General features: G+C 59.8%; 24 protein-coding genes and 2 pseudogenes. 13 read left to right on the top strand and 13 right to left on the bottom strand.

From position 1 onward, the window contains the following. Positions 1 to 288: 288 nt before the first annotated feature. From gvpJ to gvpM, 4 genes and pseudogenes are all read left to right on the top strand, one after another. Positions 289 to 604, top strand: a pseudogene (gvpJ, locus tag AC6I6S_RS15855) (gas vesicle protein GvpJ); the annotation flags it as partial. A gap of 88 nt (positions 605 to 692) precedes the next feature. After that, positions 693 to 1,037 (top strand): gas vesicle protein K, encoded by a 345-nt coding sequence (locus AC6I6S_RS15850; protein WP_497951533.1) that lies wholly within the window; start codon positions 693 to 695, stop codon positions 1,035 to 1,037. Continuing rightward, the gene (locus AC6I6S_RS15845; protein ID WP_497951531.1) at positions 1,034 to 1,531 is read left to right on the top strand and encodes a GvpL/GvpF family gas vesicle protein; all 498 of its coding nucleotides are present in this window, start codon (positions 1,034 to 1,036) and stop codon (positions 1,529 to 1,531) included. The genes AC6I6S_RS15850 and AC6I6S_RS15845 overlap by 4 nt, the downstream gene beginning before the upstream one ends. A gap of 1 nt (position 1,532) precedes the next feature. After that, positions 1,533 to 1,838 carry a gas vesicle protein GvpM gene (gene gvpM, locus AC6I6S_RS15840; RefSeq protein ID WP_497951529.1) on the top strand — a complete coding sequence of 102 codons (306 nt, stop codon included), beginning with the start codon at positions 1,533 to 1,535 and terminating at the stop codon, positions 1,836 to 1,838. A gap of 801 nt (positions 1,839 to 2,639) precedes the next feature. On the opposite strand, the gene AC6I6S_RS15835 is transcribed toward gvpM, so the two are convergent. The 3 genes from AC6I6S_RS15835 to AC6I6S_RS15825 all read right to left on the bottom strand — a co-directional run bounded on the left by AC6I6S_RS15835 (position 2,640) and on the right by AC6I6S_RS15825 (position 4,972). Continuing rightward, a complete protein-coding gene (locus AC6I6S_RS15835; protein WP_497951527.1) occupies positions 2,640 to 3,893 on the bottom strand; it encodes an MFS transporter in 1,254 nt (417 codons plus the stop codon). Then, entirely contained in the window at positions 3,890 to 4,489 is a 600-nt protein-coding gene (locus AC6I6S_RS15830; RefSeq protein ID WP_497951526.1) for a TetR/AcrR family transcriptional regulator, read from the bottom strand. The genes AC6I6S_RS15835 and AC6I6S_RS15830 overlap by 4 nt, the downstream gene beginning before the upstream one ends. Positions 4,490 to 4,732: 243 nt before the next feature. Then, positions 4,733 to 4,972: a hypothetical protein gene (locus tag AC6I6S_RS15825; protein WP_497951524.1), complete on the bottom strand. Its 240-nt coding sequence runs from the start codon at positions 4,970 to 4,972 to the stop codon at positions 4,733 to 4,735. A 261-nt stretch (positions 4,973 to 5,233) separates the two neighbouring features. Between AC6I6S_RS15825 and AC6I6S_RS15820 the strand changes: the two genes are divergently transcribed. Beyond that, complete coding sequence (locus tag AC6I6S_RS15820; protein WP_497951522.1) at positions 5,234 to 5,833, top strand: DUF5789 family protein; 600 nt, start codon at positions 5,234 to 5,236, stop codon at positions 5,831 to 5,833. A gap of 252 nt (positions 5,834 to 6,085) precedes the next feature. Here AC6I6S_RS15820 and AC6I6S_RS15815 read toward each other — a convergent pair whose 3' ends face one another. Continuing rightward, positions 6,086 to 6,706 (bottom strand): DUF7509 family protein, encoded by a 621-nt coding sequence (locus AC6I6S_RS15815; RefSeq protein ID WP_497951520.1) that lies wholly within the window; start codon positions 6,704 to 6,706, stop codon positions 6,086 to 6,088. 98 nt (positions 6,707 to 6,804) lie between these two features. Here AC6I6S_RS15815 and AC6I6S_RS15810 point away from each other — a divergent pair, with 98 nt between their 5' ends. The 5 genes from AC6I6S_RS15810 (at position 6,805) to AC6I6S_RS15790 (ending at position 11,278) form a co-directional block, all read left to right on the top strand. Further along, positions 6,805 to 7,218: a helix-turn-helix domain-containing protein gene (locus tag AC6I6S_RS15810; protein WP_497951518.1), complete on the top strand. Its 414-nt coding sequence runs from the start codon at positions 6,805 to 6,807 to the stop codon at positions 7,216 to 7,218. A 333-nt stretch (positions 7,219 to 7,551) separates the two neighbouring features. After that, positions 7,552 to 7,698 (top strand): hypothetical protein, encoded by a 147-nt coding sequence (locus tag AC6I6S_RS15805; RefSeq protein WP_497951516.1) that lies wholly within the window; start codon positions 7,552 to 7,554, stop codon positions 7,696 to 7,698. Positions 7,699 to 7,916: 218 nt separating this feature from the next. Continuing rightward, positions 7,917 to 9,125 (top strand): RNA-guided endonuclease InsQ/TnpB family protein, encoded by a 1,209-nt coding sequence (locus AC6I6S_RS15800; protein WP_497951515.1) that lies wholly within the window; start codon positions 7,917 to 7,919, stop codon positions 9,123 to 9,125. 153 nt (positions 9,126 to 9,278) lie between these two features. Then, positions 9,279 to 10,706: an amidohydrolase gene (locus AC6I6S_RS15795; protein WP_497951514.1), complete on the top strand. Its 1,428-nt coding sequence runs from the start codon at positions 9,279 to 9,281 to the stop codon at positions 10,704 to 10,706. Between the two features lie 119 nt (positions 10,707 to 10,825). Continuing rightward, a complete protein-coding gene (locus AC6I6S_RS15790; RefSeq protein ID WP_497951512.1) occupies positions 10,826 to 11,278 on the top strand; it encodes a nucleoside deaminase in 453 nt (150 codons plus the stop codon). Positions 11,279 to 11,478: 200 nt separating this feature from the next. Here AC6I6S_RS15790 and AC6I6S_RS15785 read toward each other — a convergent pair whose 3' ends face one another. Then, on the bottom strand, positions 11,479 to 11,757 hold the full coding sequence (locus tag AC6I6S_RS15785; protein WP_497951511.1) for a hypothetical protein: 279 nt from the start codon (positions 11,755 to 11,757) through the stop codon (positions 11,479 to 11,481). Between the two features lie 174 nt (positions 11,758 to 11,931). Between AC6I6S_RS15785 and AC6I6S_RS15780 the strand changes: the two genes are divergently transcribed. After that, complete coding sequence (locus tag AC6I6S_RS15780; protein WP_497951510.1) at positions 11,932 to 12,705, top strand: 2-oxo acid dehydrogenase subunit E2; 774 nt, start codon at positions 11,932 to 11,934, stop codon at positions 12,703 to 12,705. 134 nt (positions 12,706 to 12,839) lie between these two features. After that, positions 12,840 to 14,126 carry a metallophosphoesterase family protein gene (locus AC6I6S_RS15775; protein ID WP_497951508.1) on the top strand — a complete coding sequence of 429 codons (1,287 nt, stop codon included), beginning with the start codon at positions 12,840 to 12,842 and terminating at the stop codon, positions 14,124 to 14,126. Between the two features lie 706 nt (positions 14,127 to 14,832). Here AC6I6S_RS15775 and AC6I6S_RS15770 read toward each other — a convergent pair. The 5 genes from AC6I6S_RS15770 to AC6I6S_RS15750 form a co-directional block, all read right to left on the bottom strand. Beyond that, on the bottom strand, positions 14,833 to 15,270 hold the full coding sequence (locus AC6I6S_RS15770; RefSeq protein ID WP_497951507.1) for a hypothetical protein: 438 nt from the start codon (positions 15,268 to 15,270) through the stop codon (positions 14,833 to 14,835). A 1-nt stretch (position 15,271) separates the two neighbouring features. After that, positions 15,272 to 16,822, bottom strand: coding sequence for a multicopper oxidase family protein (locus tag AC6I6S_RS15765; protein WP_497951505.1), 1,551 nt, complete (start codon positions 16,820 to 16,822; stop codon positions 15,272 to 15,274). Positions 16,823 to 17,230: 408 nt separating this feature from the next. Further along, positions 17,231 to 18,139: an ABC transporter ATP-binding protein gene (locus AC6I6S_RS15760; RefSeq protein ID WP_497951503.1), complete on the bottom strand. Its 909-nt coding sequence runs from the start codon at positions 18,137 to 18,139 to the stop codon at positions 17,231 to 17,233. A gap of 2 nt (positions 18,140 to 18,141) precedes the next feature. Then, positions 18,142 to 18,960, bottom strand: coding sequence for an ABC transporter permease (locus AC6I6S_RS15755; RefSeq protein ID WP_497951502.1), 819 nt, complete (start codon positions 18,958 to 18,960; stop codon positions 18,142 to 18,144). Between the two features lie 144 nt (positions 18,961 to 19,104). Next, entirely contained in the window at positions 19,105 to 19,986 is an 882-nt protein-coding gene (locus tag AC6I6S_RS15750) for a CPBP family intramembrane glutamic endopeptidase (RefSeq protein ID WP_497951501.1), read from the bottom strand. 197 nt (positions 19,987 to 20,183) lie between these two features. Between AC6I6S_RS15750 and AC6I6S_RS15745 the strand changes: the two genes are divergently transcribed. Continuing rightward, on the top strand, positions 20,184 to 20,594 hold the full coding sequence (locus tag AC6I6S_RS15745; RefSeq protein ID WP_497951500.1) for a hypothetical protein: 411 nt from the start codon (positions 20,184 to 20,186) through the stop codon (positions 20,592 to 20,594). A 51-nt stretch (positions 20,595 to 20,645) separates the two neighbouring features. Here AC6I6S_RS15745 and AC6I6S_RS15740 read toward each other — a convergent pair whose 3' ends face one another. The 3 genes and pseudogenes from AC6I6S_RS15740 to AC6I6S_RS15730 form a co-directional block, all read right to left on the bottom strand. Next, positions 20,646 to 21,260 carry a helix-turn-helix domain-containing protein gene (locus tag AC6I6S_RS15740; RefSeq protein ID WP_497951499.1) on the bottom strand — a complete coding sequence of 205 codons (615 nt, stop codon included), beginning with the start codon at positions 21,258 to 21,260 and terminating at the stop codon, positions 20,646 to 20,648. Between the two features lie 99 nt (positions 21,261 to 21,359). Further along, complete coding sequence (locus tag AC6I6S_RS15735; RefSeq protein ID WP_497951497.1) at positions 21,360 to 22,601, bottom strand: FAD-dependent oxidoreductase; 1,242 nt, start codon at positions 22,599 to 22,601, stop codon at positions 21,360 to 21,362. 63 nt (positions 22,602 to 22,664) lie between these two features. Beyond that, a pseudogene (locus tag AC6I6S_RS15730) lies at positions 22,665 to 22,829 on the bottom strand (RNA-guided endonuclease InsQ/TnpB family protein); the annotation flags it as partial.

Raw genomic sequence — 22,829 nt, 5'->3', positions numbered from 1 at the left:
CGAACAGACACGATCCTGGCGGCGAGCATCATTCGACCGTCCCAAAGCAGGTAACACGTCCCAAAGCAGGTAACACTCTCGACGGCGCGCGCTCTCGAGCGCGTATACGGCCAGCGGTTCGAGATCGAACGCAAACGACGAAGGGAAGAATAATGAACGCTTTCACGCACAATCGGCGACAGAATCTGGTAACGACTGCCTCAAGAACAATCGGGCCCACTCAAGCGGCGACCGCGAGCGTCCTGGGATCGACTCGGATGGAGCAAGAAAACGGCGTAACGAGCCGAGGTGGGTGCCGTGGCGCATGATTTCCAGCCCAGTCGACAGAAGGCCGACCTCGCGGACGTCGTCGAGATGCTGCTCGACAAGGGCGTCGTTATCAACGCGGACATCGCCGTCTCCATCGGCGACACGCAGCTGCTCGGCATCCAGATCCGAGCCGCCATCGCTTCGTTCGAGACGGCCGCAAAGTACGGCCTCGAGTTCCCCGAGGGAACGGACATGCGTCGGCTCGCCAAGGCCGTCGGAGACCCCGAAATTGCAGAAATTGATCGGCCGAATCCGGTGATCGACTCGACGCGGGGGGTTAACGTCACGCCAGACCCCGAGGCGGAGGACGACGAGACCGACGAGGACGAAGCCGACGAAGAAGAAAAAGAGACGGCCAAAGCCAAAGCAGAGGAGGGCTGATCGTGACGGCGATCGACATCGGCTCCGGTAACGACGCACGAGACGGGCTCATGACCCTCATCGTCAGCATCGTCGAAATCCTCGTCGATACGCTCGAGCGCGAGGCCGTCCGTCGGATGGAGTCGGGTAACCTCACGGACGAGGAGATCGATCGCCTCGGTCGCCAGCTGGCAACCATCGAGGCGGAGATCGACCAGATCAAGCGCGATGAGGGGATCGAAGACAGCGTTGACGACCTCCGAGGGGACCTGGACGGGCTCGTTACCGACGCGATCGAACGGATGGATGCGGATCCGGCCAAACACCGAAAACCCGGTTACTCCGTGTTCGGAGGTGAGGACGAATGACCGCCGACTTCGGCAATCCCGGTTCCACCCTCAAGGATTTCGACGTGCCCGATGAGCCGGACGAGGCCATGTTACCGGATATCGGCGAGGGACGGTACCTCTACTGCGTCGTCCGGGTCGGGGACGATCCCGACTTCGAGACGAGCGGCGTCGGCGACGGTCCCGTCTCGGTCGTCGATACCGACGGTATCGGCGCGGTCGCCCACGCTTGCGATAGAATCTACGACTCGGCCGATCTCACCGAGGTCAGGCGGTGGTTCGTTCGACACCAGACCGTCGTCGACGAAGCCGGCGACACCTTCGGCACGCCAATCCCCTTCCAATTCGACACGATTCTTCGCGGCAACGACGACGGTGAAACGCTCAGCCGGCTAACGCTGCTCGCTCATGAGGACGACGAGACGGCGGTCGGCTCGGTGCTGGACGACGTCGCGGCGGCACCCGGACTCGAGGTTCGGTTCAGCGGGCCAGAACTAGGAAACGGAGATACGTAACATGAAACCGGAAAAAAACGAGGATACGTTCGTCGACGTTCTCGACGTCCTGCTCCGCGACGGAGCGATCGTCCGCGTGGATGTAATCGTTTCCGTCGCGGAGATTCCGCTCATCGGGATCAAACTCTCCGCGGCGATCGCGGGCATGGAGACGATGACCGACTACGGCCTCCTCGAGGAGTGGGACACCGACCGGCGGGCCCGGGCGGTCGAACGGCGGCAGTACGGTGAAGTACCTCGGGGACAAGCCCCGAGGCTTCACCGTTTTGACCGCACGTCCCAAAACGGGTCGTGCCGTCGCAGGTGAATTTAATTCCCCTCGGCCTTCCGCTTACGCGGTCGGCTGGAATTAACACCCGAACACTTGTTGTGTCCGTGAGGGTCGGCGGCTCTACCCCGCCCGACAGCACCCGTCTCACCACGCCAACGGCGCGAGTTTTGAGAGGTGCCGCATTCCCATCAGCCAAACGACCGCTTCATATTGAGGTCTTCAATATTCTTCGCAGTCGTTACCTACATAATACGAAGTATTGTTTGTAAACATTCGGGTCGGATTCACCCTCGGGGTCAAGCCCCGAGGCACTCGCCTCGATTATCTGTAGATGATTTGAAGCTCAGAGTTCTATCGTCTCGACCCGAACTGTGTCAGTATCTAATTTTATCATCTCAAATTGTATGATGGCTCATTTATATATAATATGTATTATGCGCGTATTGTGGGATCCACAGGATTCGAAACACCAGTATTCAGCGGCCGAAGGGCACAGATGGAAGAGATGGCCAGATTGCGGACTGGGGGGTTAAAATCACCATGATCACTGACGTTGTACACGACAGAGCATACTGGAATGCCGCGAAAGATGCACTGAAAACCACAACAGGGGATTTCTGGAACCAACTATTAAACTTGATTAAAGAATGTAATCGAGTTGACCCTCTTCCGATTAGTTGCATCTACTGAACAACTGATTCACTGGATTCGGCGCGAACTGGATGAAGCTATCGTGCTGAACTTATGCTCTGTATACAGCAGGAAACTCTTGGCAGTTGTAGAGTGTTTCAACAGAGCCAAATTTCCGTGATGTGACGGCATCGACCGCTGACGCCCCTACAGCCGTGCCACATCGACGGCGGGGACAAACTCACCTGTCTCACGGTACACCCCCGCCAGGAGAATCATCGCGCCCACGAGCGGCAACACCGCACAGACGAGATACACCGGGCGAAAGCCGACGATTTCGACCAGCGGCAGCGAGACGATGGGGCCGACCCCGCCGCCGACGTCGCCGAGAACGTTGTTCGTTCCCACCGCTCGACCCATCCGCTCGTCGGGGGTCAGATCACCCAGCAGCGCCATCAACGGCCCGCTCGTCCCGCCCTGACCGGCGCCGATGAACAGGCAGGCAACCGCCAGCGCGAGCAGCGAGTCGGCGAACGCGAGCAGGACGAAGCCGACAACAGTGATCCCGAGAAAACAGACGAGCATCGGCACCCGCGAGCGCAGGTTGTCGCTCGCGTAGCCGCCCAGGAACATGAACACCCCCGCGGTGATAACGGTGATCGCCATGAACAGTCCGGAGGTGCCCTGGGCGTCGAAGCCGAGCATCCCGAGGTCGTGTTCGGCGAGAAACACCACGAGCGTCGCGAACAGCACGCCGAAGTAGACGAACAGTACGGCGAAGTTGATCAGTCCGACGGTCACCGCGGGCACACTCGTATCGACGTCCCACGGCGAGACCGACCGTCGCTGGTCGCCCTCGACGTGGGTTTCCGGGATCGTCGCGTACGCGATGGCGGTGGCGATGAACGCGAAGGCAGCGGCGAGGACGAACGCCGCGATCGTGCCGGCGACCTCGCTGACGATCCCGCCAACGACCAGCCCCGTCGGTGCGCCGAACAACACACCACCCCGGATGAGACCCATGCTGGTCCCCCGCGAGCCGCCGTCGCTCACATCGGCGGCGATCGTGTACGCCGTTGCGAATACGAGCGCACTGCCGGCACCCCACAGCAGGCGGGCACCCAGAAACCACGCCTCCGGAGCGGGGGCGATGACCGCGATCACGTAGCCAGTCGTGGCGACTCCCTGGACGAACATCCCGACGACGAACGGTGTTCGGGTACCGATGCGGTCGACGAGGATGCCCGCGGGAGCGTTGGCGACCAGCCGCGAGAACCGATTCGCACTGAGGATCACGCCGACCATCACCGGCGAGATGCCGAGGATCGTACCCAGATTCGGGATAATCGGGAAGATGACGCCGCCGCCGAAGCCGATGAAGAAGGTGCTGACGATCACCGCGCCGATGATGAGATACTGGCCGGTGACGGCCCCGGCAAGCCGGCCGCGCAGCCCCGTCATCCGCGTTCTACCTCGAGATCGTCGAGGACGTGGGCGTACAGTTCCTCTCGAACGCTTGCCGCGTACGATTCCTCGCCAATCGTGAGCCCGCGCATCCGCCCGCCATCCATCGCGGCAACGACGAGTCGTGCCACTCCCTCCGGGTCGGCGTCGGCGCGAAACACGCCCTGCTCGACGCCGTCGCGGACGATCTCCGCAACGGCCTCGCGGACAACCGCGTCGCTCCGGGCGAGCTGATCGCGGTAGCGATCGGTGTACGGCGCCTGCGCCCGCAACTCGAGTAACGCCAGATGCAGCGCCTCGCGGTCGTCGCCGGCGTCGTCGACGACGAACCGATCGACGAACGCCTCGAGACGATCAGCCGGCGGCCCCTCGAGGGCGCCAACCTCCCGTTCGAACCGGGCGAGCAGGTACTCGATGAACGCCGCCAGCAGTGCGTCCTTCGACTCGAAGTGGTAGTGAAGCAGCGATTTCGACTTCTCGAGTTCGTCCGCAATGTCTTGCATCGTTAGCGACGCATACCCTTGCCGGCATAGAGCGCGGTACGTCGCCGCCATGATCTCCGCTCGCGTCGAGCCTTCGTCAACATCGCCCATACTGACTGGCTAGTCAGTTAGTGGGAAAGGGGTTGTGCTTCCGGCCGATCGTGCACCCAGGGAAGAACGGGTGCCAATGGCTTCTACCGGTCGACCAGCGGGCGCTACGATGATCAGGGCGAGGTACTGGTGCCGTCTGGTGACCGATTGCCCACGTCGTACGTACCCGTGCGACGATCTGACTCAGCGCGACGACGTCTTCTGAGGAAGGGGACAGCCGAGTCCGCTATCCGGTTTCCGTCCTCAGTCATCGAATCCGTCGTCGTATCGTTCGTAGGTGATCACCAACGTCCCCGGCATCGGTGTTTCCACCGCATCTCGAAGCGTCTCGAACTCGTGAAGTAACGCGCTCGCGTCTTCCGATCCGTCTCGGACGCTCTGTGACTCCTCTCGGATCGCGTTGTATGCTTGCTCGAGGATGCGTCTGGCGGCGTACGAATCGGTTTTCGAATCGATCTCAAAGGAAGCCTCGTATCGGTCCATACGTGTACGTCGTTCTATACCGGGATAAGATCGCCTCCGGGGGCGACGGGTCGGTTCGTTCGGCGGTGACCAGTTTCGCGCTTCCACGCGTCGAACGGCGGGCCGGACGTGACTGTCGTGGGGACGAGCCATCTCGCCGGTCCGTCGGGCGAGCGGTCACAACACACCACGCTACATGAGATCTCGAAGTCCGCCCCCGCCGTCCGGAGAGACCCCCGCATCAACCACAGGACTATCCGATTGGAGACGCTATCTTCAGAGATGGCAGACGACAAGCGCGGCCGAGAGAAGCAAGCACGCGACGCCGACAGACGCCAGCGAGAGCGCGACGTTGCCACGGAACTGGAGCGAGGGGACGAAACAGAGCCGCCGGTCGACTCGGAAGCGTTCGCCGACCTCGAGTCGGAACTCGAATCGCTGGAGTTCCCGGCGACGGGGTCCGAGGTCGTCGCGGTGATCGGCGACCGCGAAGTCGACTCAGGGAACGGGAGCAACGCCGTCGAGGAACTGGTTCCGGAGACAGACGCGGAGACGTTCGACTCCCCGTCTGCCGTCCGAGTGCGGCTACAGCGACCGACAGTCGCCGCGGCCATGAAACGAGTCGTGGAAGCCACCGAGACGCGCTCGAACATGGCTCTCCGTGGGTCACAGCGCACCGCCTACGAGAAGACGTTTCGGGAACTCAGCGCAATCGACCCCGATGACGACGATGAGGGCGTTCAAGCCATCAGCGACTGGATCGTTGAACGAATCCGTGACACAGAAACCCTCCCGGACTCCCGGGCGGTCCGCCGACAAGCCGCGAAATTCTGCCGGGCGAACGGGTACGAAGTCCGAAACGACGAGTGGCTTGGCAGGTGAACAACCCCGACCACAACGGGGTTCTCGTCCTGCTCCGCCTACAAACTGACGGCCAGCTAGCGGCCGTGAGCGTCGATAGCGACGAGTGCGCGAGACCCGCCTGTGCTGACTGATCACCGTGTTCCCAACTCGAACGGAATCTCGTGTTGCGTTCGCCCGTTGTACTCAGCGCGGTTGCCACCCCGTCGTGGCGTTCCGGAGCCCGGCGGCGAGAACGCCTTCCTCGACCGGGCCCAACACGCCTGCTCGGACTCACTCGAGTGCCTCGAGGTCGCCGAACTGTTCGCGGTTCATCGTCGTCACGACGAACCGTTGCACCGTGTCGACCAGCTCGGCTTCTGTCTCGTAGGTTTCGATGCGGAGGTCCCAGCGGGTGCGCGCCGACCGGATCATCTCGCTGGTGACCGCGGCCTCGTGGACGAAGACGATGCGCTCGCCGTGGGTGTCGGCGATCGTCTCGAGGACGCTCCCGGCCTCCTCGCCGACGCCGAAATTGTGGCCGAGAAACGGGACGACGAACACGGTCGCGTTCGCTCGGCGGGCGTACTCGATGCTCTGAGTGACCGCATCCACCTCGTCGGTGTCGAGGTCGACGTCGACCGCCAGAAACGCGTTCACGCCGGGATCGGTCCGGAGCGCTCCCTGCACACGCCGAAGTAGCGCCTTCGCCTCGTCGATCTCCTCTCGGTGCTGGAAGAGTGCCCGGAGTGGGCCCGGAAGGTCGTCGACGTCGATCTGGCGGCGTTCCTCCTCGCTCAGCACGTAGTTGAGATTGAACGATTTGTACGGCCCCATCAAATAGAGCAGAAACCGGTCGTACTGGACGTCGCCAAGCCGTCCCGCGATCTCATCGCGCGTGATCGCCCTCGTCATGACCCGTCTGACTCACCGCGAATATATAAAAGAGGGTGTTTTCAGAAAATCCTGGCTTGACAACGACTAAGGGTGACGACCGCCTATCCCCCAACAGGATGGGGACGAAACACACGCGGATCGACACCGATGCACCGGAGGATCCGACGGATCTCCTCCCCGACTCGAGCGTGCTCTCGCTCGAGGAGTACCTCGAGATGCAGGCGGCGATCGGCAACCGAACCCGCTTCGAGATTGTCTACCGCCTCGCACACGCCGAGGAGTTGACGCCGACCGAACTCGAGGCGGCGATGGAGGTAGACGACAGCACCCTCCACTACCACCTCAACAAGTTGCGTGACGTCGGCCTCATCGAGAAACGCGCCCGGACGGAACGGGACAGCGACGGCCTCTACACCTACTACCGGGCGACCGTTCTCGGCGACGTCATCCTCGAACACGGCCTCGAGGAGCTCCTGCGCCGAGAGTGGGCGTTCGAGGAGGCCTACGATAGCGACCGAACGACCGAGTGATGCCGCCATCCAGTTATGGGGTGAACAGGTGCAAAACCTCGCCGTTCACGGCGGAATTCTCTCGCTGACCGAAGATAGTTTGCGATTTTCTACTACCGAGCGATCGCCCTCGGCACCGTCATCCTCGAGCAACTCCCGTGCTCCAAGTGGACGTTGTCGAGGCCAACGATAGCGACGATCCCAAGCAGCGACTCGCCCGCCGTAGCCCTCGATCCCGGACGACCGCCCCAACCAAGACAGTACATCAATCCATCACACTATCCCCATATGTTTAAATAACCTGTATAGGAAGACTCAATTGAAATACAGGAGAAGGACTAGATATGAAACAACATGGGAGAGCAACTCGACCACCGCGAAGGTGGAAAGTGGGAGACAGGGGGCCGCGTCGACGAACATCTCGAGCAGGCGCTCGATGAAAGTGACGACAAAACCGTGAATTACCACATTCGCGAAGCGCTGGGCTTGCTCCGCCTCTGAGGGTGGTCGACCCGCCACAGTCTGTGGCGACGAGTGGGAGGCGGTCGCCGACCCGCGCCCCCATTACGGTCGTTTTGCGGTCGTTCACAGAAAACACAGCGCGGATGCCCCGAGGCTTGACCTTGGGGAGGAAGCGCGTCGACACTCGGTACAATCCTCGATTTCAGACAGGCTTACTCACGAACATTTAAGTAACACATCACATTATGTGAAGTGTTGTGGAATACCGTCGTACCGCCGTCATCAAGCTCGACGTGCCTCAGGACGCCGATGCGTCCCTCCGTGAGACAGTCGAGCAGTTCAAACACTGCGCGAACACTGCAAGCGAATGGTGTTGGCACGGAGACGACGGGTTCCACGTTACCTCGAAGGCCAAAGCAGAACGTGCCTTGTACGACCAACTTCGAGACGAAACCGACCTTACCGCGAACCTCGTGCAGAAGGGGGTTCGGCGAGCAGTCGAAGCCGTCAAGAGTGGTGTGACGAGACTGAAACGCGGTGAACGAACGTCGCAACCCTACTTCTCAGCCGATAGCGCGGTCTACGACAAACGAAGTGCGACGTTCCACCGCGACTACGTCTCCCTTTCGACCGTCAACGGGCGCGTCGAGTGCGACTACATCCTTCCCGACGACCCTGAGCGTCATCCACGGACCTACCTCGAAGACGAGGACTACGAGTTCCGCATGGCGAACCTACAGCGTCGAGACGGCGAGTGGTTCATTCATGCGTCCATGCGGAAGGTCGAAGCCGACGACCCCGAACCCAATACCGAGCACAGAACAGTCCTCGGTGTGGATCTCGGGGTGAATAATATCGCCGTTTCGTCCACTGGTACGTTTTGGTCCGCCGATGAGTTCAACCACTGGCGACGGGAGTACGAGAAACGCCGTGGCTCGCTTCAACGGCGAGGAACGCGAGCCGCGTACGAAGCTATCGAAGGCGTCGGGCGAAAGGAGTACGGACGCTTTGAGATATACCTTCATGGCGTAGCGAACGAACTCATCGAGGAAGCAGTCGAATACGGTTGTTCGCACATCGTCTTCGAGGACCTAACGCATATCCGCGAGAACATCCCACAGGCGACGTGGCAACACATCTGGGCGTTTCGGCGGTTGTTCCACTACGTCGAGTACAAGGCGGCAGAGCACGGCGTCGAAGCCGTACAAGTCCCGCCGAACCACACGTCTCAGCGGTGTTCGACGTGCGGCTGCACTCATGAGGACAACCGGGACGGCGAGCACTTCGAGTGCCTGAAATGCGGGTATCAGAACCACGCGGATTACAACGCGGCGAAGAACATTGGGTTTCGGTATCTCCGCCGGAGGCAAAATGCAGCCGACGGAGGCGCACCCGTAGACGTGCGTTTGAATCGCGGGACGTTGAACGTGAGCGGGGAGTACGTTCCCCCTGCCTCTACGGCATAGAACGGGAGTCCACGCGAAAGCCTCGGGGCTTGACCCCGAGGCAGTTTACACGTCCCTGAAGCGATGGCTCTGCGTACCGACGCTCTGGACGGGCCGAGCGCCACCGCGTGCCGGAGAACCTAGGTTTATTGCTGCGTGGGTCAGGAACGTGCCATGAGCAAGTCGGATCTGTTCGACCGCATCGACGAACGGGAACCACAGTTGAGAAACATCGCCCGAGAGCTCTGGGACAACCCCGAACTCGGCCTCCACGAAGACCGGTCCGCCGAGACGCTGATCGAACCGCTCGAGGCCGCCGGCTTCGACGTCGAAACCGGTATCGGCGGGCTCCCGACTGCGTTCGTCGCCAGCTACGGCACCGAGGGCCCACGGATCGGCATCCTCGGCGAGTACGACGCCCTGCCGGGGCTCTCACAGGCCGTAAGCGCCGAGCGCGACCCGCTCGAGGAGGGCGGGCCGGGCCACGGCTGCGGACACAACCTCTTCGGCACGGCGGGCGTCGGTGCCGCCCTCGCGCTCGCGGAGGCAATCGACGCCGGCGAGGTGGCGGGAACGATCGTCTTCTACGGCTGTCCCGCCGAGGAGACGCTCATCGGCAAGACGTACATGGCGCGGGCGGGCGTCTTCGACGACCTCGACGCGGCGCTCACCTGGCATCCCGGCGACCTGAACACGCCCACGCTGGGCTCTTCGAACGCGCTCAACTCGCTCATGTTCACCTTCGAGGGCGTCTCGGCCCACGCCGCCGGCTCGCCCGAATCCGGCCGCAGCGCCCTCGACGGCGTCGAACTGTTGAACACCGGCGTCGAGTACATGCGCGAGCACATCTCCGACGACGCACGATTGCACTACGCGATCACCGACGGCGGGGACGCCCCGAACGTGGTACCGGCGGAGGCCACAGTGTGGTACTTCGTTCGGGCCCCCGAACGCGAGGAGGTCGAACGGAACACGGACTGGCTGCGCGACATCGCCGACGCCGCCGCACAGATGAGCCAGACCGACGTCTCCGAGCGGTTTCTCACCGGCTGTTACGACTATCGCGCGAACGACGGCGTCTCGGACGTGATCTGGGAGAACATGCAGGCCGTCGGCCCCATCGAGTACGACGACGCCGACCACGCGTTCGCCCGCGAGTTACAGGACACCGTTCCCGACGAGCGCCTCGAGGCCAACCTCGCTGATATCCCCGATGACCGCTACGAGGAGATCCGTGCCGAAGCGTTGTTCCCCGAACCTGTCCCTGCCTTCGACGAGGACCAGCACACCCACGGCTCGACGGAGGTCGGCGACGTTAGCTGGATCGTTCCCACGGGACAGTTCCGGGCGGCGACGTGGCCGGTCGGTGCCCCCGGTCACTCCTGGCAGGTCGTCGCGGCCAACGGCGACTTCGGGCTGAAGGGCGTCGCCTTCGCGGCGAAAGTACTCGCAGGCGCGAGCTACGACTTACTCGCCGACGAGGAGACGCTCGCCGCCGCCCGCGAGGAGTTCGACGCGGAGATCGGTGCCGACGCCTACGAGACGCCGTTGCCCGAGGAGGCCGAACCCCCCTTCGACGTCACCGCGATGACGTCGGACTGACAAACCGACTGGCTGGGCGACGAGCGCACCGTCTCGCCGCTGACCGCTCGATTCTCCCTTCGGATCGCGTAGTTTGTGCGTACCCGCGAGTACTAACGACTGGCGGGGGAAGTGTCCGTATGAGCACGGACGAGGAGTATATCGAGGAGGCGATCGAGTTGGCGCGCAAGTCGGTTTCCAACGGGAACAACCCGTTCGGATCGCTGCTCGTCGTCGCTGACGAGGTCATCAAGCGCTCGGAGAACACTACGGTAACCGAGAACGACATCACTGGCCATCCCGAACTCAAACTCGCGCGCTGGGCGGCCGCCGAACTCGACGCCGACGAACTCGCCGACTGTACGATGTACACTAGCACCGAACCCTGTGAGATGTGTGCGACTGCGATCTACTACGCCGGACTGGACCGGGTCGTCTACAGCGTCCCGAACGAGTCGCTGGCGAACGTACAGGGAAAAACGAAAAGCGGCATCGCCTGTGAGGCCCTGATCGAGCGCAAGGGCGGATCCACGGACGTTGACGGCCCGGTCCTCGAGAACGAAGGGATACGCGTCCACGAGACATTCTACTGAGAGGGGCCACCCATTCCAGCCAGGTCGTGCGTTCTGGTTTGATTGGAGAAGGGGTAGTCCTCGATGCGAAACGTGGATTCCTGTGGCGAGGGAGTACTGTTGTCCGGACATCGTGAGTCAACAGAGCCACCGGAGCTGACCGAGACTGGACTCGAGTGAACCTGAGATGAGAGCTCGAGGAGACTCACACGAGTCTCGAGTTACTGCCCAGCAACGCCGTAGTCGACGTGGACACTCGGCGTGTTCGGTGAGTCTGGCGCTGGAACGCCGTCCCAATCGACGAGGTGGACGTTCGCCATCTGTCCGGAGAAGCGAAAGCGCCGCACGCCGGTTTCGATCGCCCCTTCCGCCGTTCCGCCCGAGACGACGACGGTTGGATCCGCCTCTACCATCTCGATTTCGCCGTTGGCGCTGATTTCGTAGTTCGACGGGACACCGCGACCGATGATCGTCACGAGGTTCGGGAGACGTGATGACATACCTCGATGAGCCGAGTAGGCCGGTATAAGCTTTCTCGTCGGGCCTGCGGGTGTCCGGGCGCTACCGGTCGACGTGTCCACAGAGAACAGCAGTGCAACGAGTTCATCCGTAATAGCCGACGACGAACCCGCGGACAGATCAACCGCTAAGCTGTTGGCCAGCCAACAACCACCATGACAGCCGACCGTGAGACGATCGAGACGGTTCCCAGCCAGCGACGCGGAACGATCGACGCGATGCGGATGGCGGGGCGGCGAAGCGTCGTCCACGGTCTCGTCGAAATCGACGTCACCGAAGCCAGACGCCGCATCCACGAGCGCGAAGTGAACACCGGAGAACAGCTCTCGTTCACCGGTTTTCTGGTCTACTGTCTGGCCCGGACACTCGAGGAGCACCCACACGTCAACGCCTATCGCGACTGGCGCGGCCGCCTCGTCCAGTTCGAGGACGTCGACGTGATGGTGATCGTCGAAACCGACCTCGGGGGAACGCCCGTCGGTGTCCCGCACGTTCTCAGAGCGGCGAACCGACGCTCACTCGAGTCGTTGCACGACGAAATCCGGCAGCTTCAGTCAGCCCCACCTGCCCGCCAGCAGTCGCGGGCCACCGCACTGGCGTTCCGACTACCCGGCCCCCTCCGGCGGCAGTTCTTTCGGCTCCCGCAGTGGTTTCCCCGGCGCTGGAAACGGCTTGCTGGTACCGTCGCGGTGACCGCCGTCGGGATGTTCGGGAGCGGTGGCGGGTGGGGGATCACGCCAACGAACTACACGCTCCAGCTTACTGTCGGTGGAATCGCCCGGAAGCCAGGGTTCGTCGACGGCGAACTCGAGCCCCGCGAATACCTCTGTCTGACAGTGACGGTCGATCACGACGTCGTCGACGGTGCGCCGGCAGCACGGTTCGTACAGCGATTAACGGAGCGCATCGAGCAACCGGCAGGGCTGTGAACGGCAACTGCAGCGACGCGGGAGAGCCCAGCGGTACGAGTCCCGGCCCGAAACCTGGGCGGACGATCACACCCTCGAGACTCGCTTGCGAGGGGACTATTAGCAAGCACCCTGTAGCCACCGTGGTCGAAACGATGCGAGACAACCAGACGCGCAGGCGCTTTCTCGCCGTCGTCGGAACTGCGAGCGTGGGCATCGCTGGGTGTTTCGACGAACTGGACGATGACGAGACGCCATCCGACGAGTTCTCGACGCTATTCCCGACGTGGCGCGGGACCGATCCGACGAGTTCGGTTACCCTGCAGTGGCTCGAGGATGCAGACAACGGCGTCGACGCCGTCCCCGTCGAGGTCGTCTCGGAGAGCGACGATTCCGCCTCGAGCGGCGAAACCGAGGTCACGTCGTTCGGAGACTCAGAGCTGTCCCGCCATCGAATCGACGTGACCGACCTGGAGTCGGAGACGCTGTATTGGATTTCGATCGCAGGGTCCGAGACCGGCCTCTCCGTGCGGACGGTGCCGGAAGAGATCACGGACTCGCTAACCTTCGCCGAGGGCGGAGATATCGGCACGGGAGTCGTCGTCCCGCGTCTGCACGAACAAGCGGCGTCGTGGGATCCGGTGTTCGGCTTCGTCGGTGGCGATCTCGCGTACGCGGACGGCTACGACGTCGGCAAGTGGGTAACGTTTCTCGAGCACTGGAACGAACATATGCGGTCCGGCGACCGTCTGATCCCGCTCGTCGCTGCGATCGGCGACCACGAACTTCGAGACAGAGAGTTTCACGGGGCGCCCGAGGACGCACCGTTTTTCTACTCGCTGTTCGACAACACGCGGCGAGAGCGGGCGTACTGGGCCTTCGACGTGGGTGAGGATTTCTCACTCCTGATCCTCGACTCGAATCACACGACGGCGGTCGAAGGAGAACAGACGGCGTGGCTCGCGGACGCGCTCGATGACCGAACAGACCGGGATCACCTCTTCGTCGCATACCACACCCCGGCCTATCCCTCGGCCAAACCGCTCGACAGCGAAAGGCGCGAGGACGTTCGTGACCACTGGGTGCCGGCGTTCGAGGAGTACGACATCGACGGCGCGTTTGAACACGACGACCACGCCTACAAACGAACGCATCCGCTCGAGAGCGATGACGTCGATTCCGACGACGGAATTCTCTATCTGGGGGACGGAGCCTGGGGGCGAGGTCCCAGGGAGGTTCACTCACCGGACGAACAGCCGTATCTGGCTGTGAGCAAAAGCGAGTTACACGTGATTCGGGCGGAGCTGGCCGCCGATGGAACGCAGCAGTTTCGCGCCGTCAACCCCGACGGCGATCTGGTCGATCGGTTTGCGAGGACGAGCACCCCTCGGCACGGTCAACTCGAGACGTCGGCTGCTTTCGGCTGGCCGGACCGGTCGTAGTTCGAGCCGCTACGACCGAAAACACCACTACACCGTTCCTATTTTCGGCAGTAAACAGCAGTCTGCTTAACGAAGCGAGACGAGGTCATTCTCTGCGAACTCCCGGACACCATAAAATCGATAGGTAGTCGGACACGAACATAGCTTGGAGCTCCGATCGAGACCGTCAGTGCGACGCCTAGAAGGAGCCCGACAACGCTCGAGGTGTCAGTGTCTCGAGATTCTTGCGCCACATTCGTGCTACGTTTTCGCTTTGCACTCAGCAGCGAGGGTGGAGCAGCCGGAAAGCCGCATAGAAGTCCGGACGAGCGAAAGGGGCTGTGCTATGAGACGGGGTATCCATCAACCGGTACAGAACAACACTCACCCGCTGCAAGAGGAGGAGGCACGAAAAGTGCCCGACCTCTCATAACAACGCAGGCAACGGGGGTTGAGATGCGTGTGAGACAGTCTCGGTTTCCTCCCCCCGTCATCAAACTCTATGCCCTCCAAGAACTTAATTATAATTGGCCTTTTAAAGTTATATCTTGCTTAGAAACTCGTGGAGATTACCAAGGAATATAAAATTTCAGTATCAAACTACACATATGGCAAGAACGGTTAGGTCCTTCTCGAGGAGTTCTGTTGAAACTTCAGCAATCGATACAGACAGCCCATCAAATACGGCGAGAAGCCGAGAAAACCCACGACTGAAGTCGTGAGGATGTCAATGCGATTGGTTCGAGTCTTTCCACGTCCACACCAAGGAAAGTAACAGCGTAAGCACCAATGCTATCACGATGTACTCGATCGCGTCGGCGGGGGTTCGAACAGCGACGATCCATACTGGGAACAGAGTCTCAATGGCGCGGGCGAGAACCCAAACCACGAGAATGCCAGCGTTGAACAGAACTCCCAATCTGAACGTCCACCGACCGGGATCGAACAACAGGTTGACAGCCAACAAACCCTGTCCAACAGCAAGCGCCGCAAAGAACGCCCCGTGTACTGGCCAGAACAATAGCGCCTCCGCCGCTACCCAGAGATAGAGCAATTCTACCACGAACGCAAGACTGGCTGTGAGATATTGTAGTCGAGTAACCGACTCACCGATGAGAGCGCCAAACAGTGATCTCTCTGACTTCGATTGGGGATCCAGACTCACGTCAGACCACCTCGAAGTTCGCCATCATCATCATATCCTCGTGCTCGAGATTGTGACAGTGGAAGACGTACTTCCCACGGTACGGTCCAAACCGAGCGACGATCTCAACGGTATCCCCGTCTAAAAACACCGTATCTTTCCACCCCGCATCGTACGGCCCTGGTGGATCTCCGTTTCGGGAGAGGACTTTGAAGTGAACCAGATGTAGGTGAGCCGGATGGGCAGGGTCGCTATCGAGCTCCCAGATTTCTACCGTATCGAGTTTCGGGGTAGCGTCGATCCGTTCCGGGTCGAACGATTGGAGGTTGATCGTCGACATTCCCCCTTCCATTCCCGCAAGGAAGTTGAACCGTCGAGTTTCGACAGCATCGTTGGGATCAGGGAACTCTAATGGAGGAGCAAGCGTCGATGGGACTTCACTTTCATCGGACTCTTCGTGGGTCACCTCAAACTGCATGACGTCGGCCGTCTTTCCCGATCCACGCCGGTTCGTGAGGGTTACTTCCGTCCCGATCGAATAGTTCGAGAAATCGACGACAACGTCGAACCGCTCCGCCGGTGAAATACGAAGTCGGTCGTGTGAGAGTGGCGTCTCGAGCAACCCACCGTCGCTTCCGATCTGTATGAACGCATCGCCGTCGGATGGTTCCGGGTCGAGTTCGAGATCGTACACCCGCGCGTTCGACCCGTTGAGCATTCGAAAGCGGTACTTCGTGTTCGAGACGTCCAACTTCGGCCACGGCGCACCGTTTACGAGTATCGTATCGCCGTACCAGCCGTCGCTCGCAGTCGGGAGGACTCCGTGCTCGCCGAGAAGCGACGGGTCGAGCGAGGGGTAATACAGTTCGCCGTCCTCTCGAAACGTTCGATCACAGATCAAGAGTGGAATCTCTTTTTCGCCCGATGGGAGCGGAAGGTCGTCTTCGATTTCGTCTCGGACGATGTAGAAGCCCGCCAATCCCTTGTAGACCTGTGGCCCGGTGAAGTCCATCCGGTGATCGTGGTACCAGAGCGTTGCCGCCCGCTGTTCATTCGGGTACGTGTACGATTTAGTGCCGTGAGAAACCCCATCAACTGTTCCAGCAGTGTGGTGACCGGGGATCGCATCGTGGTCGAGATCCGGCGGAAAGAGGAGATCCGTGGGATATCCATCGCTCTCCGGAGGTGTGACGCCACCGTGGAGGTGTACGGCGACCGGAACGGGTAGCTCGTTTTGCTGTTGGATTACGACTTCCCGTCCGCTTCGTGCTTCGATTGTCGGACCGGGAAAGAGCCCGTCGTACCCCCAGATCGTCGTTTCGTACCCGGGGAGGATTTCGACCGTCTCCTCCCGCTGCGTGATTTCGTAATAGTCGGTCGTTTCATCGGTACGAACCGGTTCCGCCGTCGGTGGCACGGGGAGTGGCGCCTCGAATCGTTCGACTTCGGGACTCGTAACCCGACTCGCCTCGAGGAGGCGCGCGACGGGACGCGAAAGCGTACCGACCGGGAGGGCGACTCCCGCCCCAGCCGTCAATCCGAGCTTCGTCAGTCGTCTGCGGGTGAATTCCATGCGATACTCGAACCTGGATTCGGATTCCGTTCAAAATGCTGGTGAACATGTTGCTCTCACCGGGAGAGCTGAGCTGTACAAGTGCGTTTATCGAACGTGGCGCTCTCAGCTGTGAGGCGGCGTTAAAACAAATCTTGATCGGAAAACACGATCCAAAAGAGGAGCCCGATAGAGACACCATAGACATTCCAACCGGTCCCAAAAAAAGGACTCATCAAGTAGATTGCCGATCAGAAATCCGAAACTACCACCAACTCCGGCACTAAATGCCATGCACACTCCCAGTAACACCTCAGTACTCAACTCCTCCTCTGATCCGGTTATACTACCGATCTATCCATAGATGTGATAGATATATCGTGAAAGTCATGAAGTGGTGGAGCGACGCTACGTACCGGTCGGTCCGAACTACAAGTCACCTATCGGCTTCATCGTCTCTGTAGCCGAACGTTCGAGGTACGTATAGTAATTGAACATATCTGTGTAGGATGGGCGATCGATTTCGACGAGTGCGTTTTCGTACGTCCGTTCGAGTGCGTTCTTCGCGTCATCGAACGAGGTTCCCTTCGGGAGGAACCCACGAACTTCGTCGCCGCGGTGAAACGCACGCCCACCAACGAGTAACTCTTCGGGTGGCACGCCGCCGCGAACCCGAAGTACGGCTGGAAGTGTTTCGAGGAGCGCGTCCGGTGCGCTACTTTTGACGATGCGTCCGTTTTGAATGAAAGCGATACGATCGGCGATCTGCGCATCGAGTGGCGTGTGGCTGGTGATGAGGAACGTAGCTCCGGCCTCCCGACGTTCGAGGATCATGTCGTGTAGCACCCGAATCATCGACAGATCGAGTTCGGCGACGGGTTCGTCGAGGAGATACAGCGGGACGTCCACCGACAGCGCGATCGCGACTTCGATCTTCCGTTTCATCCCGCCGGAGTACGTCCGGACGAGGCGATCGGCGTCGTCTTCCATCTCGAGTCGCTCGAGTATACGTTCGACGTCACCGGCCCCTTGTGGATGAAGGCGACGGTAGAACTCGACGTTCTCTCGACCGGTGAGATCCGGGTCGGTCATCTCACCTTGTTTCATGACGCTCATCATCGATCGTGCTTCGACGGGATCGTACGAGTCGAACAGCGAGATCCGTCCATCGGTTATCCGCGAACTTCCTGCGAGACAAGACATGAACACCGATTTTCCGACGCCGTTCGGCCCCATCAGGAGGATGATTTCTCCCTCTTCGACGAGCATGTCGATGCCCCGGAGAACCTGTTCGTCACCGAATCGCTTGTGGACGTTCGTGGCTTCAAGTACAGTCATATTCACTCCCTCCGATAGGCGACCCGCTGGATCACAACGACGGACGCGACGAGCAGCACGAGACCGTATCCGACGAGCAGTCCCAGGTGTTCGACTCCATCAGGCATCGCCGGCGGCGTCAACCCCCAGTGAGCGAAGTCAGCGTCGGTCAGATAGAAAATCTGGACGCGGGCCGCGAGCGCGTTCGGGACGTAGTTGACGAGCGCTTGATTTTCAGACAGCATCGCTGGCTGGACGCCGTTGAATCCCGTGAGGAAAAAGGACATGATGACGATAACGACCGCGAGCGTCGTGATGTACTCCGGTTTCGTGATCAGCAATGCAAGTCCCATCGAAAGTGCCATTGCAATGAGGCAGAACACGAGAAGCGTCAGGAACGCGACCGGAACCGAAAGGATTCCGCGCGGGCTGTAAGTTGCGCCGTGGACGTACCCCGCGCCGATCGTCACGAGAAACGACGGGACCGCGATCGCCAGCCCGGCGAGAAATCGACCCGTCAGATCCGCGGTCGGCGAGATAGGAAGCGACCGAAACATGCGGAAGCGACCGGATTCGAGATCTCCCGCGAACGCCCCCGCAAAGACCGCGACGGTAACGGTAAACGCGCCGAAGAGACCGAACGAAATGGCGTTGTTTGCCTTGATTTCCCCCACCTGTTCTTCCGGCGGAATGAAAAACTCCATCGTAAGGAGGTACCACGCGACTGGCCAGGCAAGTGCGAGAGCGAGTATGAGTTTGCTTCGAGAGAGGCTCCGAAGATACCGTTGCGTGAACGCACCAACCTGGTGCGTCCAACGTACAGTGGTTGGTTTGGGATACACGAGAAGACGTCACCCATCAACAAATCTCACTGTTGTGGTGAACATGTAGCCGTGAACTACGCCAGCTTCCGATTCGAGCCGCTCGAATCGTTCAGTGGAGAACCCTCGTGTGCCACAAGATGTGTGGCCGGTACCAGACGTGCTTCAGCTGTCCTGCCGATCGGTTCGAAGCGGTGGATGTGACACTTCCGTGGCGTTCGACAGGGTGCTGGGGCCCCAGATCACCGCGAGAAGCACCGCCAGCAGCACCCAGTTCGGGTAATAGAATATCTCCGCGACCTCGATCGTTTCAGCGGTGAAATTAATCCACCCGTGCAACAGGATAATGCCCAGAATGCTGCGCGCCGTGTGGTTGTACACCCACGTGAACACCACCGAGAGTGCGACGATCCCAATCATAAATAGCCAGAACCCCGCTGTTCCGAATCCAATCGACTCGGCCTGAAATGACCCTTCGACAAAGAACAGCGGGAGGTGCCAAATCGCCCAAACAACCCCTAAAATTAAACTGGCATTCAATGCAGACCAGTTCAGCTGTAACCGATCCAGCGCATAGCCTCGCCAGCCCAGCTCCTCGAGGAGGGGTGGGAGCGTTGCAAAGAAAAGCGCCGGAAGGATCGCAAGCGGAGTAACGCCGAACTCCCGCACCCCTTCGCCCCACATCGCACCCGGACCACCCAACAGCAGATCTACGGCTGCTGCTGTGACGGTCACGACCAGCGGAAGCAGGAGAATAACGAGAAACCACCGAGCACCGATTTGATGAATCCCTTTGACGCGATCCCAGAAATCCGCTCGACCGCGGTCGTCATAAACGAGGTATACGAACCCAATCCCGGCAACCCCCGGGCCGAGAAGCCCCAGCAATAGCAACACGACTCCCGCACCGCTATCAAAACTGAGTTCGAGAGCGATAGTCGATAGCCAGAACGACCAGGTGAGAGCGAACGTCACGGCAAAGAACAGCCATGGATTCCCGACGGTGAGAGATATTTTCCCGATCGCGTGGTCCGACGTTTCGCTCATACCACCCGTAGCAGTGGCACACGGTTAACGCTTAGTGGCATTTTCGTTCGCGTGTATTTCATACTGTCGTATAAAAGCGGTTAGGCGCTTGTCCCGCAATTTCAGCATCTGCGGACTGTCTTTGATTAACCTCTACAAATGGGAAGTGAACATGTAGCCGTCAACGCTCAACCATCTGTGCGACCATCACCCATCTGATGACAGAGTTAACAGATTTACAATGGAAACGGATCATCGCCGGTGGAATCGCTCCCCACGCACTCTCGATCGGCCTGCTAATAGTCGCGATCGTCGCCTATACGTTCCTCCTCGCGTTCGGAACTGGTGGCGAACCCGATCAGGGATCACTGGACCAATTCAACACGGTAGTTGGGACGCAGCTGTTTCCCATCGTGACGATTCTGCTCACAATCCCGGCCGCAGCATGGGTCGTTAACAAGGCCGGTTCGAAGGAGGCTACGATGCACGGATTCGCTGTCGGATTTCTCGTCGCTGTAATTGGACTCGCCTTCGGTGTACTCGATCTATTGATGGGAGTTCAGTTCGTGATCACCATCATCGCCGGGATTCTCGGTGCGAGATTGGAACCGGCGATTTTCAGCCGGTAGCAGGGCCAAGAGTTGAAGATCGTGATATTTCATTTTCCGTTTGATGCGCCGTTACGGATAGGGGACTGTCTCGGAGTCGCGTGGATCTCCGATAGCATCTTTGATGATCTCCCCTTCTGCTCGATGGAGGACGCCGCTGATGACCGATTTATTGACCTCGAGTTCGTCGGCAAGATCGGTGAGCGAGCACTTCCGCGGATTATCGTAGTACCCTCGTTCGATAGCAACAGTCAGTATTTCGCGCTGGCGAGCGGTGAGTGAATCGATGACATCGTACCCTTCCGTGATCGACAACACGTCATAGTCGACGTCTCGCTCATCCAGAGACTGCCACAAGTCACCCATCTTCGATTCTGGCATAACGAACTCAATGAACAGGTAGCCGTCACGGGCGACAACGGGAGACGTCGGATGGTATCCGATGTCTTCAGAGACAAAATACCCCTCGGGCGGTTCCCCTTCTAACATAACGACCACCGTCTCGTCGTCACTGTGCAATATCTCTACAGTCTCCGTATCCCAGTACTCCATCGTCTCTTTGAACCGCTCTGTTTCAGTCGTTCGGACTTCCAGGACGCTACAAACGTCCTCATCTTTCGGATAGTTTGCTAAAAACCGGAGAGAGATATCTGGAAACTCCTCCGCTAATGTCATCATATCCGGCATAGGCCCGACTTTTAGACGAACTCGAGGCATATACACCCTTAGCCGAGCAACCTATTGGGAACGCGGGTGAACATGTTGGCATCCTCGTGCCGGAGCGTCTCAATCTGCTGCCGCTGCTTCAATCGGTTCGTCCCACTCAACTCGATACGAGTAGATCTGTTCGAAGCGTTCGACTCCTCGTTTGAGGAAAAACGGAAGGACGAGATCTCGGAATTTTCGAGTGAGGACGTTCGAAGGTGCCTTCTGATTTCCTGTCTCCCGAGACAGCTTGACGATCGTTTCAACACGTTCTCTCCGAAGTTCTTCGAACGCTGCGAAGGCATCAGAGACACCCTGAACGTCTCGGAGACACTTTACCAGTACGATCGCATCTTCCATCGCTAACGATGCTCCTTGACCGACGTGTGGCGACGTCGCGTGAGCAGCGTCGCCGATCAGACAGACCGTGTCTCGGTGCCACGTCGGAAGCGACGGGAGGTCGTATACTGGCCACTTCCCGATGTCTCCATCAGTCGAGCGAATGATTTCAGTAATCGGCTCGTGATCTCGCTCGTGTAACTCGAGTAGTTTGTCTTTCCACTGATGTCTCGGGATTGCATCCAGCTCCCCACGCCCAGGTGTCTGCGAGCGTTCGTGGTTCTCGAACCAGTAAATCTCCCCCGTCGGGGCTTTCTGGTAGCCGAAAAATCCGTTCACGCCGAACGTCATTCGCATGACTCCGTCGGACGGCGGAACTGACTCGTTTCGCGTGAATGCGCCGGAGTCAATTATCCCAGTGTACGCCGGTTCGGGTGCGTCCGGCAAGATTGACTGCCGAGTTCGTGAGTGGATGCCGTCACAACCAACGAGGAAATCTCCGTGGGCTTCCGTTCCATCGTCGAAGTACGCAATGGCCATGTCCTCGTGTGGGATTTTGACGTCAGTGAGTCGCTTTCCAAACTCGATTGTGATTCCACGCTCGAGCGCTTCTTGGCGGAGTATCTTCGTGAGGTGCCCGCGCTTGATGAGGACAGTTTCCTGTTGATTTTCACCGAGCTGTTTTTCCACGTGATTCTGGAAAGCGAGCTTTTCAGACCGGTGCCCGTGTTCGAGAACTCGATCTTCTAGTCCGAGAGTGTCGAGAACGTCGGTTCCGTTCGCTGCCAAGTTGAGAAAGAAACCCGCGTCGTCTCGCGGTTCGGGTCGTCCCTCATAGATAACCGGTGTGACTCCAATCCGCTGAAGAAACATTGCAAGAACCGGCCCTGCAACCCCACAGCCGATGAGCAATGCTGTCCGATCTGAGGCCCCTCGTGGCTTGTCAGTCGTCTGTTTTGTACTGTGACCGTCGTGTCGGTTCATCAATTCGATTGAGCACCTACTCCCGATTCAAAATTCAGATGAACATGTGAACGCACCCCGCGGTCAAGCCGCGGGGCTTCCTGCTTCCACGACGCGCTTTGCATTCACCCGCCCCGAATGACGAACAAACGCAGGGAGCACAGTCTGCACAGGCGTTGATTCGGACCGTCCCGGCCCTACATGAAGAGATAGTTCGGTGAGTCCTCTGTTGAGGACGTTCTTTGCGGC

The sequence above is a fragment of the Natrononativus sp. DTA114 genome (assembly GCF_059736515.1).
This window is presented reverse-complemented; position numbering and strand designations above follow the sequence as displayed.

Bases quoted from the DNA above. Each gene is read 5' to 3' on its own strand.
- AC6I6S_RS15845 (WP_497951531.1), top strand. From the start codon at position 1,034: ATGACCGCCGACTTCGGCAATCCCGGTTCCACCCTCAAGGATTTCGAC.
- gvpM (WP_497951529.1), top strand. From the start codon at position 1,533: ATGAAACCGGAAAAAAACGAGGATACGTTCGTCGACGTTCTCGACGTC.
- AC6I6S_RS15835 (WP_497951527.1), bottom strand. From the start codon at position 3,893: ATGACGGGGCTGCGCGGCCGGCTTGCCGGGGCCGTCACCGGCCAGTAT.
- AC6I6S_RS15830 (WP_497951526.1), bottom strand. From the start codon at position 4,489: ATGGGCGATGTTGACGAAGGCTCGACGCGAGCGGAGATCATGGCGGCG.
- AC6I6S_RS15825 (WP_497951524.1), bottom strand. From the start codon at position 4,972: ATGGACCGATACGAGGCTTCCTTTGAGATCGATTCGAAAACCGATTCG.
- AC6I6S_RS15820 (WP_497951522.1), top strand. From the start codon at position 5,234: ATGGCAGACGACAAGCGCGGCCGAGAGAAGCAAGCACGCGACGCCGAC.
- AC6I6S_RS15815 (WP_497951520.1), bottom strand. From the start codon at position 6,706: ATGACGAGGGCGATCACGCGCGATGAGATCGCGGGACGGCTTGGCGAC.
- AC6I6S_RS15810 (WP_497951518.1), top strand. From the start codon at position 6,805: ATGGGGACGAAACACACGCGGATCGACACCGATGCACCGGAGGATCCG.
- AC6I6S_RS15805 (WP_497951516.1), top strand. From the start codon at position 7,552: ATGGGAGAGCAACTCGACCACCGCGAAGGTGGAAAGTGGGAGACAGGG.
- AC6I6S_RS15795 (WP_497951514.1), top strand. From the start codon at position 9,279: ATGAGCAAGTCGGATCTGTTCGACCGCATCGACGAACGGGAACCACAG.
- AC6I6S_RS15790 (WP_497951512.1), top strand. From the start codon at position 10,826: ATGAGCACGGACGAGGAGTATATCGAGGAGGCGATCGAGTTGGCGCGC.
- AC6I6S_RS15785 (WP_497951511.1), bottom strand. From the start codon at position 11,757: ATGTCATCACGTCTCCCGAACCTCGTGACGATCATCGGTCGCGGTGTC.
- AC6I6S_RS15780 (WP_497951510.1), top strand. From the start codon at position 11,932: ATGACAGCCGACCGTGAGACGATCGAGACGGTTCCCAGCCAGCGACGC.
- AC6I6S_RS15775 (WP_497951508.1), top strand. From the start codon at position 12,840: ATGCGAGACAACCAGACGCGCAGGCGCTTTCTCGCCGTCGTCGGAACT.
- AC6I6S_RS15765 (WP_497951505.1), bottom strand. From the start codon at position 16,822: ATGGAATTCACCCGCAGACGACTGACGAAGCTCGGATTGACGGCTGGG.
- AC6I6S_RS15760 (WP_497951503.1), bottom strand. From the start codon at position 18,139: ATGACTGTACTTGAAGCCACGAACGTCCACAAGCGATTCGGTGACGAA.
- AC6I6S_RS15750 (WP_497951501.1), bottom strand. From the start codon at position 19,986: ATGAGCGAAACGTCGGACCACGCGATCGGGAAAATATCTCTCACCGTC.
- AC6I6S_RS15745 (WP_497951500.1), top strand. From the start codon at position 20,184: ATGACAGAGTTAACAGATTTACAATGGAAACGGATCATCGCCGGTGGA.
- AC6I6S_RS15740 (WP_497951499.1), bottom strand. From the start codon at position 21,260: ATGCCGGATATGATGACATTAGCGGAGGAGTTTCCAGATATCTCTCTC.
- AC6I6S_RS15735 (WP_497951497.1), bottom strand. From the start codon at position 22,601: ATGAACCGACACGACGGTCACAGTACAAAACAGACGACTGACAAGCCA.